The sequence below is a fragment of the uncultured Flavobacterium sp. genome, from assembly GCF_963975515.1.
Classification (GTDB): Bacteria; Bacteroidota; Bacteroidia; order Flavobacteriales; family Flavobacteriaceae; genus Flavobacterium.
Window position 1 is genome coordinate 343432 of sequence record NZ_CAXBGY010000002.1, and the last position, 17738, is coordinate 361169.

Below are 17738 nucleotides of genomic sequence, written 5' to 3' on the forward strand. Positions count from 1 at the left end.
AAATATGAAAAAAACTCAAAACAACAACACTAAATATCTGAAAATTAAACAGATGATGTTTGTTTTCTGTAATTATCTATTAAGAAAATAAATTGTAACGGTTAGAAGTGTAGCAAAAGCAACCCACAACATGTAAGGAATAAGTAAATAAGATGTTTTTTTATCTACCTTCTTGAAAATCAGAAACGTTTCATAAATGATAAGTAAAAGTAGAACTATTTCAAGACTCGCTAATAAAAGATTATTTAACCCAAAGAACAAATAACTCCACATAGCATTTAAACCCAATTGAACTCCAAAAAAGAACAACCCTTTTTTTACTAATTCTTTATCTAAATCAATTTTATCCCAAATTAATCCAGCTGAAATTCCCATTAAAATAAAAAGTAAAGTCCATACAGGTGCAAAAACCCAATTTGGTGGATTAAAAGATGGTTTTATTATTGTAGGATACCAAGTTGAAATACTTGATTGGGTAACCATTGAAGATAAATATCCAACGGTTAAACAGATTGCAACTGTAATTATTATTTTAACGTATTTGTTCATCTTAAAATGTTTTGTACAAATTAACGAAATATCAATTTAATAAATAGACAAATAAAGTATCTTTGTAAAAATTTTATACTATGTTTTCCGAAAAGGATTTTATTGTTTCAAATTATTCAAGTCTTGACCACATTGCTTTTGAGTGTAGCGCTCCAAGTAATATTGCTCTAGTAAAATATTGGGGAAAAAAGGAAAATCAGATTCCAGCTAATCCATCAATAAGTTTTACGTTAAACAATTGCAAAACTATTACTAAAGTAAATTTTACCAAAAAAGTGACAAATTATGATTTTTCATTTGATTTGTTATTTGAAGGAAAGCCAAAAGAAGACTTTAAACCAAAAATTTTAAAATTCTTTCAACGAATTGAAAAGTATTGCCCTTATTTAAAGGAATATCATATTGTTATTGATACTGAAAATACTTTTCCACATAGTTCTGGAATTGCTTCTTCTGCATCAGGAATGGCAGCTTTAGCGATGAATGTAATGCTTTTGGAAAAAGAAATAAACCCAAATTTAACAGAAGATTTATTTACCAAAAAAGCATCTTTTTTAGCTCGATTAGGAAGTGGAAGCGCTTGCAGAAGTATAAAAGGACAAGTTGTAGCTTGGGGAAAAAATGAGACTATTAAGGAAAGTTCTGATTTATTTGGAGTTGAATTTAATGATATTCATGAAAATTTTAAAAACTATCAAGACACAATTTTGTTAGTTGATAAAGGAGAAAAACAAGTTTCAAGCACTGTTGGACATGAATTAATGTTTGGTCATCCTTATGCTGAAAAGCGTTTTGAACAAGCTCATGATAATTTAGCTAAAATTACTAAAATTCTATCAGAAGGAAATATAGAAGAGTTTATTAAAATTGTTGAAAGTGAAGCTTTAACACTTCATGCTATGATGATGACTTCAATCCCTTATTTTATTTTGATGAAACCAAATACACTAGAAATCATAAATAGAATTTGGAAATTTAGAAACGAAAATAATATTCCAGTTTGTTTTACGTTAGACGCTGGAGCTAATGTACATGTATTGTATCCCGAAAACGTTAGTTTAAATGTTTTACAATTTATTAAGGATGAATTAGTTGCCTTTTGTCAAAATGGGCAGTATATTTGCGACCAAATTGGAAATGGTGCAGAATCAAAATAATTTTGTAACTTTACATAACCCAATCTAAAAAGAATATGAAAGGACCATTATTTTACTCAAAAATATTACTCTTTGGAGAATACGGAATTATTGAAGACTCAAAAGGGCTTTCAATTCCTTATAATTTTTATAATGGAGCTTTAAAAACAGATGCAAACCCATCTCAAGAAGCTATAAATTCAAATAAAAGTCTAGTGCGTTTTGCTGAATATTTAACTCAATTGCAAGTTGAGCAACCATCATTAGTTCAGTTTGACAATGTAGCTTTAAATAATGATGTTTCAAACGGAATGTACTTTGACTCAAGTATTCCACAAGGATATGGTGTTGGAAGTAGTGGTGCTTTAGTAGCTGCTATTTATGATAAATATGCTTTCGATAAAATTACAGTTTTAGAAAATTTAACTAGAGATAAATTATTACAATTAAAGGCAATTTTTTCTAATATGGAATCATTTTTCCATGGAAAAAGTTCGGGATTAGATCCTTTAAATAGCTATTTGAGTTTGCCAATTCTTATCAATTCAAAAGATAATATTGAAGCTACTGGAATTCCAACGCAAAGTATAAATGGGAAAGGAGCTGTATTTTTACTAGATTCAGGAATCGTAGGAGAAACTGCACCAATGGTTAGTATTTTCATGGAAAACTTAAAAGATCAAGGTTTCAGAAAAATGTTAAAATCTCAATTCATTAAACATACAGATGCTTGTGTAGAAAACTTTTTACATGGTGATATCAAATCTTTATTTGCTAATACAAAGAAATTATCGAAAGTAGTTTTAAACCACTTTAAACCTATGATACCAGAACAATTTCACACACTGTGGCAAAACGGAATTGAAACAAACGATTATTACTTAAAACTTTGTGGTTCTGGTGGTGGCGGATATATTTTGGGTTTTACTCAAGATATTGAAAAGGCCAAAAAATCATTAAAAGACTATAAATTAGAAGTAGTTTATCAGTTTTAATCATGTTGTCTAGAAAATCAAAATTATTATTAACCAAAATTTTCAGTTTTTTTTCTGTAATCAGAGGGTATAATATTTTTGTAATTGTATTGGCGCAATATCTTGCGGCTATTTTTATTCTTTCACCAGAAATTAGAGCACTAAACGTAATCCTAGATTATCAATTGTTTATTCTGGTTTTAGCTTCTTCATTAACAATTGCTTCTGGATATATTATTAATAATTTTTATGACGCCCAAAAAGACCTAATCAATCGCCCAAGAAAAGCAATGATTGATAGATTGGTTAGTCAAAAAACAAAATTAACGGTGTACTTTACAATTAACTTTATAGTAGTTCTAATTGCTAGTATTGTTTCGTGGAGAGCGATGTTGTTTTTTTCAACGTATATATTTCTTATTTGGTTCTACTCTCATAAACTAAAAAAATATCCAATAATTGGTAATGTTACAGCTTCTGTTTTAGCTGTTTTGCCTTTTTTCGGAATATTATTGTATTATAAAAACTTTTATCATGTAATTTTTGCTCATGCTATGTTTCTATATTTACTTATATTAATCAGAGAATTAATTAAAGATTTAGAAAATATAGAAGGAGATTTAGTTTCTAATTACAGAACTATTCCAGTCTTATTTGGAGTCAAAACAGCAAAAAGTATTATAACTGTTTTAACAATTTTAACAGTAATTCCAGTTTATTATTTGGTTGATGTGTTTAATGTTGGTTATATGGATATTTACTTTTATTTAAGCTTACTTGTTTTAATATTTTTTTTACTAAAATTAGGAAATGCTAAAACAAAACCACAGTATCTTAAATTACATTTTTTATTAAAATTCATCATTGTAGCTGGAGTTTTTAGTATAGTTTTAATTGAACCTTCAGTTTTGTTGCACGGAAAAAAACTTATTTCCGCTTATTAGTTATATCTTTGCAAAAAATTAGAATAAAATGACGCGTCATCAAGGAAACAGTAATGATAAGAAAAAAGGAACTTCTTCAAGACAAGGTGGACCAAAAAAACCTAGTGCTTCAAGAGGAAATGCACCTATACGAAAAAAACCGAAGGCAACTGTAAAGTCAGATTCAAAAGCTGAACCAAAACCAGCAAAAAAACCAAACCAAGCACCAAAAACACCAAAAAACCCAGACGAATTACGTTTGAATAAATATATTTCGAATTCAGGAATTTGCAGCAGAAGAGATGCAGATATCTATATTCAAAGTGGAAATGTAAAGGTAAATGGCATTGTTGTGACGGAAATGGGACATCGTGTAAAATTAACAGATGAAGTTATTTTTGATGGGGTTAAATTAAATCCAGAAAAGAAAGAATATATTTTATTGAATAAGCCAAAAAACTTTTCAACCGCAGGAGATGATGATATTTATTCACCAAGTGTTTTAGATTTAGTGCGTAGTGCTACTAAATCAAAAATTCAACCGGTAGGAAGAATGGATAAAACAACAACAGGTTTGTTATTGTTTACAAACGACACAGATATTATAAGAAAATTCACAGAACCAAATCAGAAAACTAGTAAATTATATCAAGTTACTTTAGATAAAAATTTACGTTTTGAAGATTTAGAGAAAATTATTTCGGGTTTAACAATTGATACACATAGAGTTTACGTTGAAGAAGTAACTTATATTGATAATCAACCGAAAAGTGAAATTGGTATCAAAATGAAAACTGCCAACATTAAGGTGGTAAGAAAAATATTTGAACACCTAAAATACGATGTTATTAAATTAGATAGAGTAACATTCGCTGGTTTAACTAAGAAGAACTTACCAAGAGGAAATTATCGTTTCTTAACAGAACAAGAAATAATAAACATCAAAAACATTTAACAACTTAATCCCGAGAAATCGGGATTTTTTTTAATCTTTATATGAACCCAGAATCATTACAATCAATTGCTTTTCGTTGGTTTGAAGCTTTTAATGCTAAACAACTAGATAAATTATTATCATTGTATGAAAATGATGCACAGCATTACAGCCCAAAATTAAAAATCCGTCAACCAGAAACCAATGGATTAATTATTGGAGTTGAAGCTATGCGAGTTTGGTGGCAAGATGCTTTTGATAGATTACCAACATTAAAATATGAGCTAAAATCACTAACAGCTAATTCTGATAGAGTTTTTATGGAATATGTTCGTAAAGCTGAAGGAGAAGAAGATATGTTAGTGGCAGAAGTTCTTGAAATTAGAGAAGGTAAAATAACAAAATCGAGAGTTTATCACGGATAGTGTTATAATAATGTGTTTTTAAGCCCTTCAGCAAGACTTATCCAAAGTAAATTATAAAATGATTTTTCCTGAACTCTTTTAACTTCGATTTCGGTTGTTAATAGTTCTCCATCAGAATCATTTTTTACAAATAAATTACCAAGTGCTGATAACAATTTATTCTTTTTCAGTCGTCTGTCATTTTGATAAATTACAACTTTTAAATCATCATACTTTAAAGAAAAAGTTCCTTTATTAAGAAAATCATTTCCAAAAAAATCAAAATAAATTTCATCGAATTCACCGTTTACCTTAATGTTTATATAAGGTTTTGTGAAGACTGACAGCTCTTCAGCATCAAATTTGTTAATAAAACCAGCAATTTTAAATCCTTCTGTTTTATCTAAAACATTAAATGACCAATCTGCTTTTAAAGGTGATTTTTTCATAAAATTGCAATTAATTTTAATTTTTACATCAGGAAGCTTGGTTTTGTTATAGCCACTTTCAATATTTTGTGCATACAAATTGAAGTTACTAAAGAATAGCTTGCTTGGTCCTTTCTCGAAAGTTTTTTCTTCTTCATAGGTTAATAAAGAATTTTTTATAAAAAGCGAATCAACTTTAATATCTGCTTTCAAATTTCGCAATAAACGGTTGTATAATTCTTTTTTGGATAAATCATCAGCAGGCATTTTTCCTCTGTAGATGTTTGCAGCAACATTATTTAATACAATTGAATTTGTGTTGAAGAAAAAAACTTTATTCTTAAAGCCCCAAGCCATTTTGTTTATAGAAATATCGTCAACTAAAATGGTATATAAGTCTTTCTCTTTTCTTATTTTTCGAACAAAATTTCTTCGAGTATGTTTTGGAAGAAATTTAAAATTTTTGATATTTAAACTTTTTTCAGTAGCATCTATTTTTGTGCTTTTTAGATCATAAAATTCATTTATTTGATAAAAAACACTGTCACAAGTTAAAGCGTATTTATTGTAAGATATTGGTATTTTTTCATTTAGCGTTTTTTCATTTAAAACAATTCCCTCAAGCTTGAAATTAATATTTTGAATGTTTGCTAGTATTCTTTTGTCAACTGTATTGAGAATTTTAAATTTTCCTTTTTCTATAAATAGGTCAGTAACAATGATTATTTTTTCAAAGGGCTTAAATACTTTCGAATTAATATTGTTATAGTCATTTATGGCACTATCATTGTTTTTGTATAAAGTTATTCTTGGATTTGACAAAAATAAACTCTTAGCTTTTATTTTTTTTCCAAATAAAATACTCCAAAGATCAAATTTAGTTATCTCTATTATATCAATACTTCCATAAAGGCCAAATTTTTCATCTGAATCATTTAGAGCTTTTTTGGGAGAAATAGATACGCCATAGGCAGTGATTTTTGCGTTCCAAATTGACAAATCAATATCTTTATAAACGATGTTATAGTCTGTATTGTTTTCATTGTTTATTAATTTAGGTAATTTTGATTCAACCCAAATATTAATACCTAAATTTATTAGGCCTAGAAAAATTACTATTCCCAAAACAACGAAGAGGATTTTTTTATTCTTGTGCATAAGATTTGCTAACAACAATAAATATAATGAATTATTTAATCTTGTTGGCATTAAAAAACAAAAAACCCGAATATTTCTATTCGGGTTTTGTGGTACCTCCAGGGATCGAACCAGGGACACATGGATTTTCAGTCCATTGCTCTACCATCTGAGCTAAGGTACCTTTTCGCTCTTGCGAGTGCAAATATAGAATGATTTTTAATTTATACAAAACAATTATTAAAAAAAATCAATTTGTATCTTTGAAGTTTTAAAATATAAAAATGATATTAGCAATTGATGTTGGGAATACAAAAATTAAAGTAGCTGTTTTTGAACAAGATACAATGATTTCGAAAGAAGATTATACAAATGAAACTTTATTGGAAGGGTTAAAAAAAAATTATAAAAAATTTCCAAAATGTAATAAAACAATCATTTCAAGCGTTTCAAATGTGTCAGAAGAGGTTTTTTTGTTACTTAAAAGTAAGGGTAAATTGTATTTTCTTACTAATGATAGCAAATTTCCTTTTGAAAACAAATATGCAACACCTTTAACTTTAGGAATGGATAGAAAAGTAATTGTTTCAGGTGCAGTATTAAAGTTTCCAAAACAAAATTGTTTAATAATTGACGCGGGTTCGTGTATAACATATGATTTTGTAGACGAAAACAAGAACTATTTTGGAGGTGCAATTTCTCCAGGAATAGAAATGAGGTATAAAGCATTAAATAATTACACTGCAAAATTGCCAAGATTGGATACTGAAGAACCAGATTCATACATAGGTAATTCTACAAATCAATCCATTCACTCAGGCGTAGTTAATGGTGTGGTGTATGAAATTGAAGGCTTTATTAACGATTATTTAAGAGAAAATAAATATTTAACAATAATTTTAACAGGTGGTGATGCACTTTTTTTGGCTAAAAGATTAAAAAACCCCATATTTGCCAATTCAAATTTCTTACTAGAGAGTTTGAATTTATTATATCAATATAACATACAATGATAAAGAAATTATTTCTTGCATTAACTTTCCTTGCAACAGTTGTTGTTTCAGCACAAGAAGGTACATCTTCACCATATTCTTTTTATGGATTAGGAGATATTAAATTTAAAGGAACTCATGACGCTAGAGCTATGGGAGGATTAGGAATAGCTTATGACTCAATACATTTAAATCTATTGAATCCGGCAACTTATTCGAGACTAAAAATCACTAACTTTACAATTGGAGGAACAACAACCTACAATAACTTATCTAGCGAACAAGGCAAAGAAACAGCCCAAAGAACGGCTATAGATTATTTAGCAGTTGGTCTTCCTTTAGGGAAGTTTGGAGCTGTATTTGGATTAATGCCATTTTCTTCAGTAGGATACAAAATTCAAAACCAAACATCAGACGGTGATTTAAGAAGCACTAGGTATACGGGTGAAGGAGGAATTAATAAATTTTTTGCTGGTACAGCTTATAATATTTCGGACAATCTTAGTGTTGGTTTAGATATTCAATATAATTTTGGAACAATCGAAACTGAATCTGCAATATTCCTTCCTAATGTAATTTTAGGCTCAAGAGAAAGAAACAAATCAAACATTCGCGGTCTTTCTACAAACTTTGCTTTGTTATACACTAAAAGTTTAGCAAATAAATTAACCTTAAACACTAGTTTTGGTTATGCTCCTGAAGCAAAATTAAATTCTGAAAACTCTAGAAATATTGCTACAATTTCTTATACTTCAACTGGAGTTGAGTTTGTTAATGATAATGATGACTTAGAAGTCAGAGATACTAAATTGGTTATTCCTGCAAAATACACACTTGGTGCAGGTATTGGTCTACCTAAAAAATGGTTTGTTGGTTTAGAATATATTTACCAAGAAAATAGTAATTTAGGTAATAGATTTGATGATATAAACAATGCTACATTCGAAAATTCTCAAAAAATAATCTTAGGAGGAAATTTTATTCCTAAGTATAATTCGTTCTCAAGTTATTGGAGTAGAGTTAATTATAGAGCTGGATTTAGATATGAAAACACAGGTCTAATAATAAATTCTAAACAAATTAACGATTATGGCATAAATTTTGGTCTAGGTTTACCAGTAGGCGGAAGGTTCTCAAATATCAATCTTGGTTTTGAATATGGAAAGAAAGGAACTATCTACAATAATTTAATAGAAGAAAATTATTTTAATATAAGCGTAGGTTTGTCTTTAAATGATTTATGGTTCGAAAAAAGAAAATATGATTAATACAAATTTTTATAAAATGAAAACGAAATTAACATTAGTGTTATTAATTGCAGTTAGTTTTTTAACTAATGCTCAGTCAAGTGATAAATGTGCTGAAGATATTCAGTATTTAGTACAATTTACTAAATCTAAGGATTATAACGATGCTTACCCATATTTGCAGAGTATGAGAAAGGAATGTCCTACTTATCACAAAGCAATTTATATTTATGGAGAGTTTATCCTAAAAGATAAGATTGACAATACACAAGCTCCAGAAGAAAAAGCAAAATTTGTTAAAGATTTAGTTGCTTTATATGGTGAACATGATAAAAACTATCCAGGTAATGGTGCAGGTAATACTGTAAAGAAAGCAATGTTGCTTTTAGATAATAATGTAGGTACAAAAGAAGAAGCTTACGGTTACTTAGATAATGCATTTAAAACTGATGCAGCTAACTTTACTTCAGCTAAAGCATTATATACTTATTTTGAACTATTTGTAGATGACTACGAAGCAGGGAAAAAAGGTCTTGAGTTACAACAAGTGTTTGACAAGTATGATGAAATTACTGAAAAACTTGAGTTAGAAGAAAAAGGACTTTCTGATGAGTTAGATGTTTTATTAAATAAAATTGAAGCTCAAGAAGAACTTACTGATAAAGAAACAAGGCTTAAAGAAAGAAACGAATATAACATTGAACAGTTTAGTACTGTAAAAGGAAGTATGGATGCAAAAATTGTATTGCTTTCTACTTGCGAAAAACTTATTCCTTTCTACCAAAAATCATTTGAAGAAAAGAAAACAGATGTACTTTGGTTAAAAAGAGCTGCTGAGCGTTTAGAAGCTAAAGATTGTGATTCAGATCCTTTATTTGCTAAAATATCTGAGCAATTACATAAATTGAACCCAACAGCAGAATCTGCTTATTTATTAGGAGTTGCTGCTCAAAGAGCTAGAAATACAAGTAAAGCTTTAGAATATTTCAACCAATCAGCGCAATTGTTTACTGATGCTACTAAAAAAGCAAAAGTATATTACAAAATAGCAACGATGTATGGTAATGGAAACAAATCTTTAGCACGTACATATGCTAAAAAAGCTTTAGGTGCAAAACCATCATTTGGTCAAGCATATATGCTAATAGCTCAATTATATGCTAGTAGTTCAAATGAATGTGGACAAACTCCATTTGATAAAAGAGCTGTTTATTGGTTATGTGCTCAATATGCAAATAAAGCAGCTTCTGTAGATCCAGCTTTAAAAGCTACTGCAAACAGACAAGCAGCTTCTTATAACGGTTATGCGCCATCAAGAACTGATATTTTTAACGCTAATATGGCTGGAAAAACAATATCTTTTAATTGTTGGATTGGAGAATCAGTAAGAGTTCCTAATTTATAATATGAGTAAGACTTTTAAAAATATAATCACTTACATAGTCACAGTTTTCGCTGTGGCTATGTTTTTTTCATGTGAAAGTAATTTTAAAGAAGTACAAAAACTGAATCAAAAAACATTTATTCCATCAGGTCAAGCAGATACAATTAATTTGGTTTATACGGATTCAGGTAGAGTAAAAGCTATCTTAGTAAGTCCAAAGATGATTGATTACGGTACACTTGAGAATCCTTATACCGAATTCCCTAAAGGTATAAAAGTCACTATTTTCGATGATAAAGACAATAAAAGTTATATAGATGCTGATTATGCGGTGTCTTATAAAAAAACAAACCTTATCGACTTACAAGGAAATGTAAAAATCACTTCTTTCGACAATAAAATTCTAGAAACATCTCAATTATACTACGACCAAAAAAACGAATGGTTTTTTACTGAAAAACAATTCAAATATTCAGACGGTCAAGGAGGATTTCTTCAAGGTCCTGGAGTTGATTTTAGTAAAGACTTTAGTGTCTTTAATATGCAAGGGAATAATGGAGAATTAAATAATATAGACTAATTGTAGTATAGTTATTTATAAAATTTATACTTTTGACAAAAATTAAACCATGAGTTTTCTAAAACTATTTCAATACGTTTATATAATTTTCGCAGCTTTTTTCGTTTATGATGCATTTGTAAAGTATCAAAATAATGAAAGTGTAACTATGAGCTTATTGCTTGCAGCTGCAGCGTTGTTTATGTTTTTCTTTAGAAGAAGATTTAACAACAAATACGATAAATAAGTATAATAATTAATCCAATTTTATGGAAATAACAATTATAGTTATTTGTTTATTGCTTTCAGCTTTTTTTTCTGGGATGGAAATCGCTTATTTTTCATCTAACAAAGTTTTTTTGTCCATTGAAAAAAGACAAAATAATTTTAATGCCAACATCTTAAATAAACTTACCGAAAAACCTTCTCAGTTTATAACAGCAATGTTAGTTGGTAACAATGTGGCGTTAGTAATTTACGGGTTTATAACGGGTGATTTGATAACAAAATGGTTAGAAACATTATCGCCATTTTTTCAAGACGAGTTTGTAAGCTTAATTTCTCAAACAGTATTGTCAACTTTATTGATTTTATTCACAGCAGAATTTTTGCCTAAAGTTTTTTTTCAAATCTATTCCAATAAATTAATCAAATTATTCGCTGTTCCAGCCTATTTCTTTCACCAATTGTTTTATTGGGTTTCTAAATTTATTATTTGGATTTCAGATTTTATCTTGATGAAATTTTTCAAGACAGAAGGAGATCAAGTACAAGACTATTTTAGTAAAGTAGAATTAGGAAATTACATTAACGAACAAATGAGTTCGGTTTCTGACAATGATGAAATTGATTCAGAAATTCAAATATTTCAAAATGCTTTAGAGTTTTCAGAACTTAAAGCTAGAGATATTATGACGCCAAGAACAGAAATTTCTGGCGTTGATATTGAAGATAGTATTGAAGAGTTAAGAGAACTATTTATAAAAACAGGTTATTCAAAAATTATTGTATATCAAAATTCAGTTGATGATATTTTGGGTTATGTACATTCATTTGAATTATTTAAAAAACCTAAAGATATTAAGTCAATAATGATGACAATTGAATATGTTCCAGAAACTATTTTCATTAAAGATTTGTTAGATATTTTGACTAAAAAAAGAAAAAGTATGGCCGTTATTCTTGATGAATATGGTGGAACTTCTGGATTAATCACTGTTGAAGACATAATCGAAGAGCTTTTTGGTGAAATTGAAGATGAACATGATTTAGGAGAAGAAAAAATCGACGAAGAAATTGAAAATGGAGTATATTTATTTTCTGCCAGATTAGATGTAGAGTTTATCAATCAAAAATATAATTTAGAAATTCCAGAAAGCGATTCTTATTCAACTTTAGGAGGTTTTATTGTTGATTATACTAAAGATTTTCCTCAAAATGGAGAGAAAATTCACATAGAAAACTTCGAAATAATCATACATTCTGCAAGCAATAAAAAAATTGAACTTGTAAAACTTTCATTATCTGAAGAAAAAAGATAAAAATATCGCTTTAGTATTTTATTATTTCATAGATAATTGTATTTTCGCCTTCTGTAAAAAATAAACAAATTATAAAATGGCAATTTTATCAAAAATTAGACAACGTTCATTTTTCCTAATAGTAATCATCGCACTAGCCTTATTTTCTTTTGTGTTAGCGGATGTAATTAAAAGTGGATCTTTTGGTAGTGGTTCAAAATACGCTGGTATTGTTAATGGAGAAAACATAATGATACAAGACTTCCAATCGAAAGTTGGACAAGCAGAACAGCAAGGTATGAGCAATGTTCAAGCTTCAAATGGAGTTTGGGATCAAGAAGTTAAGAGAATTCTATTAGCAGAACAGTTTGAAAAATTAGGATTACGTGTTGGTCCAGACCAATTAATCAATGTAATGAAAGAGAATCCTAACTTTGCATCAAATCCTCAGTTTTTAAACGAAGCAGGAAAATTTGATGTAGCAAAGTTCAAAGAATATGTTAGTACTAACTTTTATACGCAAGGACCAGAACAAAAAGCTCAATGGGAAGCTTTTGAAGCTGATGTTGAAAAAATGTTTACTGAACAAATGTATAATACATTAATAAAATCAGGTATACATACAACACAAGCAGAAGGTCAAGCTTTATATGAAGAAGAAAATGACAAAGTAAATTTTGATTTTGTAACAGTTGGTTATGCAACAGTGAATGATGATGAAGTTAAGATTTCAGATGATGAGATTATGGCTTACATTAAAAACAATAAGAAAAAATTCAAATCAGATAAAATGGCTGATGTGGAATTGGTTTTTATTGAAAACAAACCATCTAAAGATGATGAGGATCAAATGAAAAATTCTATTCAAGGCTTATTGAATGGAAAAGTAGAATATAATAAAGAAACGGGTATAAATGATACTATTCCTAGTTTTAGAAATGTTTCTAATGTTGCAGAATATGTAAATAAAAATTCTGACATTAAATTTGATTCAACTTATGTTGCCAAAAAAGATTTACCATTAGAATATCAAGAACAATTATTTAATCTTCCTGTTGGAGAAGTTTTTGGACCATACGCAGATAATGGGTTTCAAAAATTATCAAGAAAAATAGGAAGCAAATCTGGTGCAGCTGCAAAAGCTAGCCATATCTTAATTGCTTTTGAAGGAGCAGAAAGAGCTGACCCAGCTATAAAAAGAACCAAAGAAGAAGCAAAAGCTTTGGCAAATAGCTTATTAGCGCAAGCAAAAGCAAATCCAGCAGGTTTTGGAGCTTTAGCAGCAACTAATACAGACGATCCAGGTTCAAAACAAACTGGTGGTGAATATGACAACATTGCACCAAATCAAATGGTTAAACCTTTTAACGATTTTGTATTTAATAGCCCAATAGGAAGTATTGGAGTTGTTGAAACAGATTTTGGTTTTCACGTTATTAAAGTATCAGATAAATATAACTCAGTTTTATTAGCAACAGTAGCTCAAAAAAATGAGCCATCTGAAGCAACTTCTGATCAAAACTATACTAAAGCTTCTAAATTTGAAGCAGATGCTAATGGTAAAGATTTTGCTCAAGTAGCAAAAGATATGGGGTTAGAAGTTACACAAGCACCAAATATTAAAACATCTGATGAAAATATGCCAGTTGTTGGTCCGCAAAGAGGAATTGTTTTATGGGCATTTGGTAGAGATACTGAAATAGGAAATGTAAAACGTTTTGATGTACCAACTGGATATGTAATTGCAAGATTAAAAGCAGTTAATGACTCAGGATTGACTTCAGTAGAAAACGCTAGAGCGCAAGTTGAGCCAATTTTAAAGAACGAGAAGAAAGCAGTTATTATTAGAAAGAAAATGACTGGAAAGACTATAGAAGAAGTTTCAAAAGCAACTAATGCATCTATTGTTTCTGCAACTGATGTTGTTTTTAGAAGTGCTTTATTACCAAACATTGGTCCAGAACCTAAAGTTGTCGGAAAAGCATTTGCTCAAAAAGCAGGAACTACTTCAGCTTTAATTGATGGAAACCTAGGTGTATATATTGTAAAAACAAAAGCTGTTGTAAAGGCTAATGCTATACCAAATTATACATCATATGTAAATCAAGCAAAATCTCAAGCTCAAGGTTCTGCATCTAACAAAGCTATTGAAGCTTTAAAAGCAAAATCTGAAATTGAAGATTTAAGAATTCAATAAAAAGAATTTAATAGTATAAAAAAATCCCGAACAATTTGTTCGGGATTTTTTTTGTTTTAGCTTTGATATATTTAGACTTTATTCGATATTTACTTACAAAATATGAATTAACCAAAATTAAAACCTAAAGTATGAAGTCTATTAATCTGTTTTTACTTTTTTTTGCAATTAACGTATGTGCACAAAATACACTTAAGTATGACAAAACTTATATTAAATGTGTAGATAAGTGGATGGCATTCCCTATTGGTAAAGATAGTACTTACACTTTTGGGTTTATATACATTGATAATAGTGCTGGTTTAACTTTTAATTATGGTGGTGATTTTAAAATTAACAAGAATGGGGACTTTGTTAATATCGAAAATAAATTAGCGAAGGAATCTACTTCATTAAAAATGCGCTTAGATGTAAGTAGAAATAGTGTTGCAGAAATTCCTGAAGAAAAATTTAAAGAATTAAAAGTCGAAAAATTTCCTGATTGGTTAGAAATTTATAAAAGAGATGACAATGATATTAATTCATTATTTAATAAGGGTTTTATTTATAACGCATGGAATGAGTGTGAAACTGCATTAATTTATTTAGAAAAAGCTGAAAAAATTGATTCAAATTATGAAGGATTGTTAACTGAAATGGCATTTTCGTATAACCATTTAGAACAATTCGATAAAGCAGAAGTTGTACTGAATAAGGCAGTTAAAAAAGACCCAAAAGATTGTTACACGTTAAAAGAGTTAGCTTATACTTATAAAAATTCTGAAAAAATTGACAAAAATATCGAAGTATATAATTTAATGACTAAAATTTGTAAACAGAAAAACTTTGTACAAGAAACGGCCTTTAATTTAGCATATTATTATTATTATGTAAAAAATGACAAAAAGAATTTTTATAAATGGAAAGAGGAAGCAAAAAAATGGTCAGAAAGTAAAAATCAATATGATAATTATTTAGATCAAATGACTTTAGAAATGGAAAAATAAATTTCTATAAAACCATCTCTTCATACTTCAAAATTGTATCATAACCTTTTTCATTAAAATAAAATAAAGGGTTTTCTTTTGAAACAACCATTACAAAATCTCCACCCCAAGCACCTAAACTTTTTACGGTTCCTTTGAAATCTGGGAATAAAGATTCTTTTACTGTAAGTTGTTCTAAAATATCACTTAATAAGATTTCATGCTTTTCTAATGCAGACATAAAGTCATCAACATTATTCGTTTCAGATACAAATGCTGTAATTTTATCAATCTTGATTTTTACTTTATCTAAAGAAAACTGTTTGTTCAAATAATTATTGATGGCTGATTTACTACTTTGTTTTTTATTCAAATACACAAAATAAATATGTTCTTTAAATTCTGGATTAAATTCAACCGTTTCAAAAAAGGGTTTTTCGTTTTCCAAATGATAAATAATAGATTGATTGGTTTGTGCACAAGCAATGTCATAACCACTTCCTCCAAAACTGTTTTTAAGCAACTCAAATGAGTCAATTGACAACCATTGTCCTAAATTATTAATTAACGTAGACGAAGTGCCTAAGCCCCATAATCTAGGAAATGTTAATTTAGTTTCAATTATATAACCTTCTGTGTTTATAATAAAATCTGGATTTAATAAATAAGCATGATGTAAAATTTCGACTAAAGTGTTTTTAATCTTATTTTCTACATATGAAGTTTTCTCAATTATAGCATCAAAAAGAATTTCGTCTTCAAACCAAATAATTCCATCTGAATCATAACTCTTCCAATATATTTTTTTTCCTAAAGCTGGTGTAACTTCTAAATCTTGCCCAAATTTTGTTGGAACTGCTAGAGATTTAGCTCCATTCAAAACCAAATATTCTCCAGTTATTAATAATTTTCCGTTGCTATAATAGGTTTCTTTTTTCATTTATACTGAACTCGTTTCAGTATCTCATCATACTAAAACTATTTTTATCCTTTTAGGGTTTTGAACCCTAAAAGGGTTAGTTAAAATTCTTTACTTTCTAATCTTTTCCAAATAATCCACAACTAAACTATGAGAAGCTGTTGTGTCATTAAAATAAGCAATGACTTTTTCCTTTTCTTCTTTCGTAGCTTGAAATTGATTCAAGATATTATGAATATGCATTTTCATATGTCCTTTTTGAATTCCAGTTGTAGTTAACGAACGTAAAGCTGCAAAATTTTGAGCCAAACCAGTCACCGCAACAATTTTCATTAAATCTTGGGCAGAAGGTTTTCCTAACATTTCCAATGAAAATTTAACTAAAGGATGTAAAGAAGTCAAACCACCAACAGTTCCTAAAGCTAATGGAATATCTAACCAAAATTTAAAAATACCATTTTCAATGGAAGCGTGAGATAAACTTGAATAACTTCCATTTCTACTTGCATATGCGTGTGCTCCAGCTTCAACTGCTCTAAAATCATTTCCTGTTGCTAAAACTACAGCATCAATTCCGTTCATGATTCCTTTATTGTGAGTCACAGCTCTATAAGGTTCAATTTCTGCAATTTTAACTGCTTTTACAAACTTCTCAGCAAATTCAATTGGATTGATTCCTGAATCTTCAACTAAGTCTTCAACTTTACAAGAAACTTCAGCTCTAACCACACAATTTGGAACAAAATTGCTCAAAATGCACATGATGATTTGAACTTGTTTTTCGCTTTTAGAAAATCCTTCGTAAGAAGAAACTTCTCTCTCTAAAGTTTTAGCAAATTGCTCTAAACAAGAGTTGATGAAATTTGCACCCATACTGTCTTTCGTGTCAAAAGTAGCATGTAGTTGATAGTAGTTCTCTAATTTATCAGTTTTGTTAACTAATTTAATGTCCAAAATTCCACCACCACGTTTTTCCATGTTTTTGGTGATGGATTCTGTATCTTTATAAAAAGCTGGTTTTATTTCGTTAAAAAATGCTTCTAATTTTTCAAATGAACCTGAATATGAAAAGTGAACTTGACCAATTTTTTCTGTTCCTAAAACAGTAGCTTTAAAACCACCACGAGCAGCCCAAAACTTAGCCGATTTACTTGCAGCAGCAACAACCGAACTTTCTTCAATTGCCATTGGAATTGTGTAAACCTTGTCATTTATAACAAAATTAGGAGCAACTCCAAGTGGTAAATAAAAATTCGTCAATGTGTTTTCAATGAATTCATCATGCAATTTTTGTAAATCTACATCTGAATTCCAATATTGTTTTACTAATTTTTCAGCCTCTTCAGGATTTGAAAAGTAAGTGGTTGTAATCCAATTTATTTTTTCTTCTTTAGTAAGTTTAGAGAAACCTTTATTTTGGAGCATTGTATATATTTTTTACAAATATAAGCAAGATAGAACATATTTTAA

At 28.9% G+C, this 17738-nt stretch carries 17 protein-coding genes and 1 tRNA gene; 13 read left to right on the plus strand and 5 right to left on the minus strand.

Annotated features, from left to right (window positions below):
* Positions 1 to 72: 72 nt before the first annotated feature.
* Positions 73 to 549 (minus strand): TspO/MBR family protein, encoded by a 477-nt coding sequence (locus AAC008_RS03970; RefSeq protein ID WP_339887551.1) that lies wholly within the window; start codon positions 547 to 549, stop codon positions 73 to 75.
* 80 nt (positions 550 to 629) lie between these two features.
* Between AAC008_RS03970 and mvaD the strand changes: the two genes are divergently transcribed.
* From mvaD to AAC008_RS03995, 5 genes are read left to right on the plus strand one after another with little or no spacing between them, the layout of a single operon-like run.
* The gene (mvaD, locus tag AAC008_RS03975; protein ID WP_339887552.1) at positions 630 to 1706 is read left to right on the plus strand and encodes a diphosphomevalonate decarboxylase; all 1077 of its coding nucleotides are present in this window, start codon (positions 630 to 632) and stop codon (positions 1704 to 1706) included.
* Positions 1707 to 1741: 35 nt separating this feature from the next.
* The gene (locus tag AAC008_RS03980) at positions 1742 to 2680 is read left to right on the plus strand and encodes a mevalonate kinase (protein ID WP_339887553.1); all 939 of its coding nucleotides are present in this window, start codon (positions 1742 to 1744) and stop codon (positions 2678 to 2680) included.
* A 2-nt stretch (positions 2681 to 2682) separates the two neighbouring features.
* Positions 2683 to 3603: a geranylgeranylglycerol-phosphate geranylgeranyltransferase gene (locus AAC008_RS03985; protein ID WP_339887554.1), complete on the plus strand. Its 921-nt coding sequence runs from the start codon at positions 2683 to 2685 to the stop codon at positions 3601 to 3603.
* Between the two features lie 28 nt (positions 3604 to 3631).
* A complete protein-coding gene (locus tag AAC008_RS03990; protein WP_339887555.1) occupies positions 3632 to 4537 on the plus strand; it encodes a pseudouridine synthase in 906 nt (301 codons plus the stop codon).
* 41 nt (positions 4538 to 4578) lie between these two features.
* A complete protein-coding gene (locus tag AAC008_RS03995) occupies positions 4579 to 4941 on the plus strand; it encodes a nuclear transport factor 2 family protein (RefSeq protein WP_339887556.1) in 363 nt (120 codons plus the stop codon).
* Between the two features lie 2 nt (positions 4942 to 4943).
* Here the strand turns inward: AAC008_RS03995 and AAC008_RS04000 are convergent, their stop codons facing one another.
* Positions 4944 to 6473: a hypothetical protein gene (locus AAC008_RS04000; protein WP_339887557.1), complete on the minus strand. Its 1530-nt coding sequence runs from the start codon at positions 6471 to 6473 to the stop codon at positions 4944 to 4946.
* Between the two features lie 123 nt (positions 6474 to 6596).
* A tRNA-Phe gene (locus tag AAC008_RS04005) sits at positions 6597 to 6669 on the minus strand.
* A 100-nt stretch (positions 6670 to 6769) separates the two neighbouring features.
* Here AAC008_RS04005 and AAC008_RS04010 point away from each other — a divergent pair.
* From AAC008_RS04010 to AAC008_RS04045, 8 genes are all read left to right on the plus strand, one after another.
* Positions 6770 to 7498, plus strand: a complete 729-nt coding sequence (locus AAC008_RS04010) for a type III pantothenate kinase (RefSeq protein WP_339887558.1) — start codon at positions 6770 to 6772, stop codon at positions 7496 to 7498.
* Positions 7495 to 8745: a hypothetical protein gene (locus tag AAC008_RS04015; protein WP_339887559.1), complete on the plus strand. Its 1251-nt coding sequence runs from the start codon at positions 7495 to 7497 to the stop codon at positions 8743 to 8745. Before AAC008_RS04010 ends, AAC008_RS04015 begins: the two co-directional genes overlap by 4 nt.
* Positions 8746 to 8761: 16 nt before the next feature.
* A complete protein-coding gene (locus AAC008_RS04020) occupies positions 8762 to 10129 on the plus strand; it encodes a hypothetical protein (RefSeq protein ID WP_339887560.1) in 1368 nt (455 codons plus the stop codon).
* Between the two features lies 1 nt (position 10130).
* The gene (gene lptC / locus AAC008_RS04025; protein WP_339887561.1) at positions 10131 to 10688 is read left to right on the plus strand and encodes an LPS export ABC transporter periplasmic protein LptC; all 558 of its coding nucleotides are present in this window, start codon (positions 10131 to 10133) and stop codon (positions 10686 to 10688) included.
* A gap of 49 nt (positions 10689 to 10737) precedes the next feature.
* Entirely contained in the window at positions 10738 to 10914 is a 177-nt protein-coding gene (locus tag AAC008_RS04030) for a hypothetical protein (RefSeq protein ID WP_339887563.1), read from the plus strand.
* A gap of 22 nt (positions 10915 to 10936) precedes the next feature.
* Positions 10937 to 12208, plus strand: coding sequence for a hemolysin family protein (locus tag AAC008_RS04035; protein ID WP_339887564.1), 1272 nt, complete (start codon positions 10937 to 10939; stop codon positions 12206 to 12208).
* Between the two features lie 76 nt (positions 12209 to 12284).
* Positions 12285 to 14384, plus strand: a complete 2100-nt coding sequence (locus AAC008_RS04040; protein WP_339887565.1) for a peptidylprolyl isomerase — start codon at positions 12285 to 12287, stop codon at positions 14382 to 14384.
* A gap of 131 nt (positions 14385 to 14515) precedes the next feature.
* Complete coding sequence (locus AAC008_RS04045; RefSeq protein WP_339887566.1) at positions 14516 to 15370, plus strand: hypothetical protein; 855 nt, start codon at positions 14516 to 14518, stop codon at positions 15368 to 15370.
* A gap of 4 nt (positions 15371 to 15374) precedes the next feature.
* Here AAC008_RS04045 and AAC008_RS04050 read toward each other — a convergent pair whose 3' ends face one another.
* Together AAC008_RS04050 and AAC008_RS04055 are read right to left on the minus strand one after the other, a co-directional pair.
* On the minus strand, positions 15375 to 16289 hold the full coding sequence (locus AAC008_RS04050; protein ID WP_339887568.1) for a GYDIA family GHMP kinase: 915 nt from the start codon (positions 16287 to 16289) through the stop codon (positions 15375 to 15377).
* A gap of 90 nt (positions 16290 to 16379) precedes the next feature.
* Positions 16380 to 17693: a hydroxymethylglutaryl-CoA reductase, degradative gene (locus tag AAC008_RS04055; RefSeq protein ID WP_339887569.1), complete on the minus strand. Its 1314-nt coding sequence runs from the start codon at positions 17691 to 17693 to the stop codon at positions 16380 to 16382.
* Positions 17694 to 17738 lie beyond the last annotated feature (45 nt).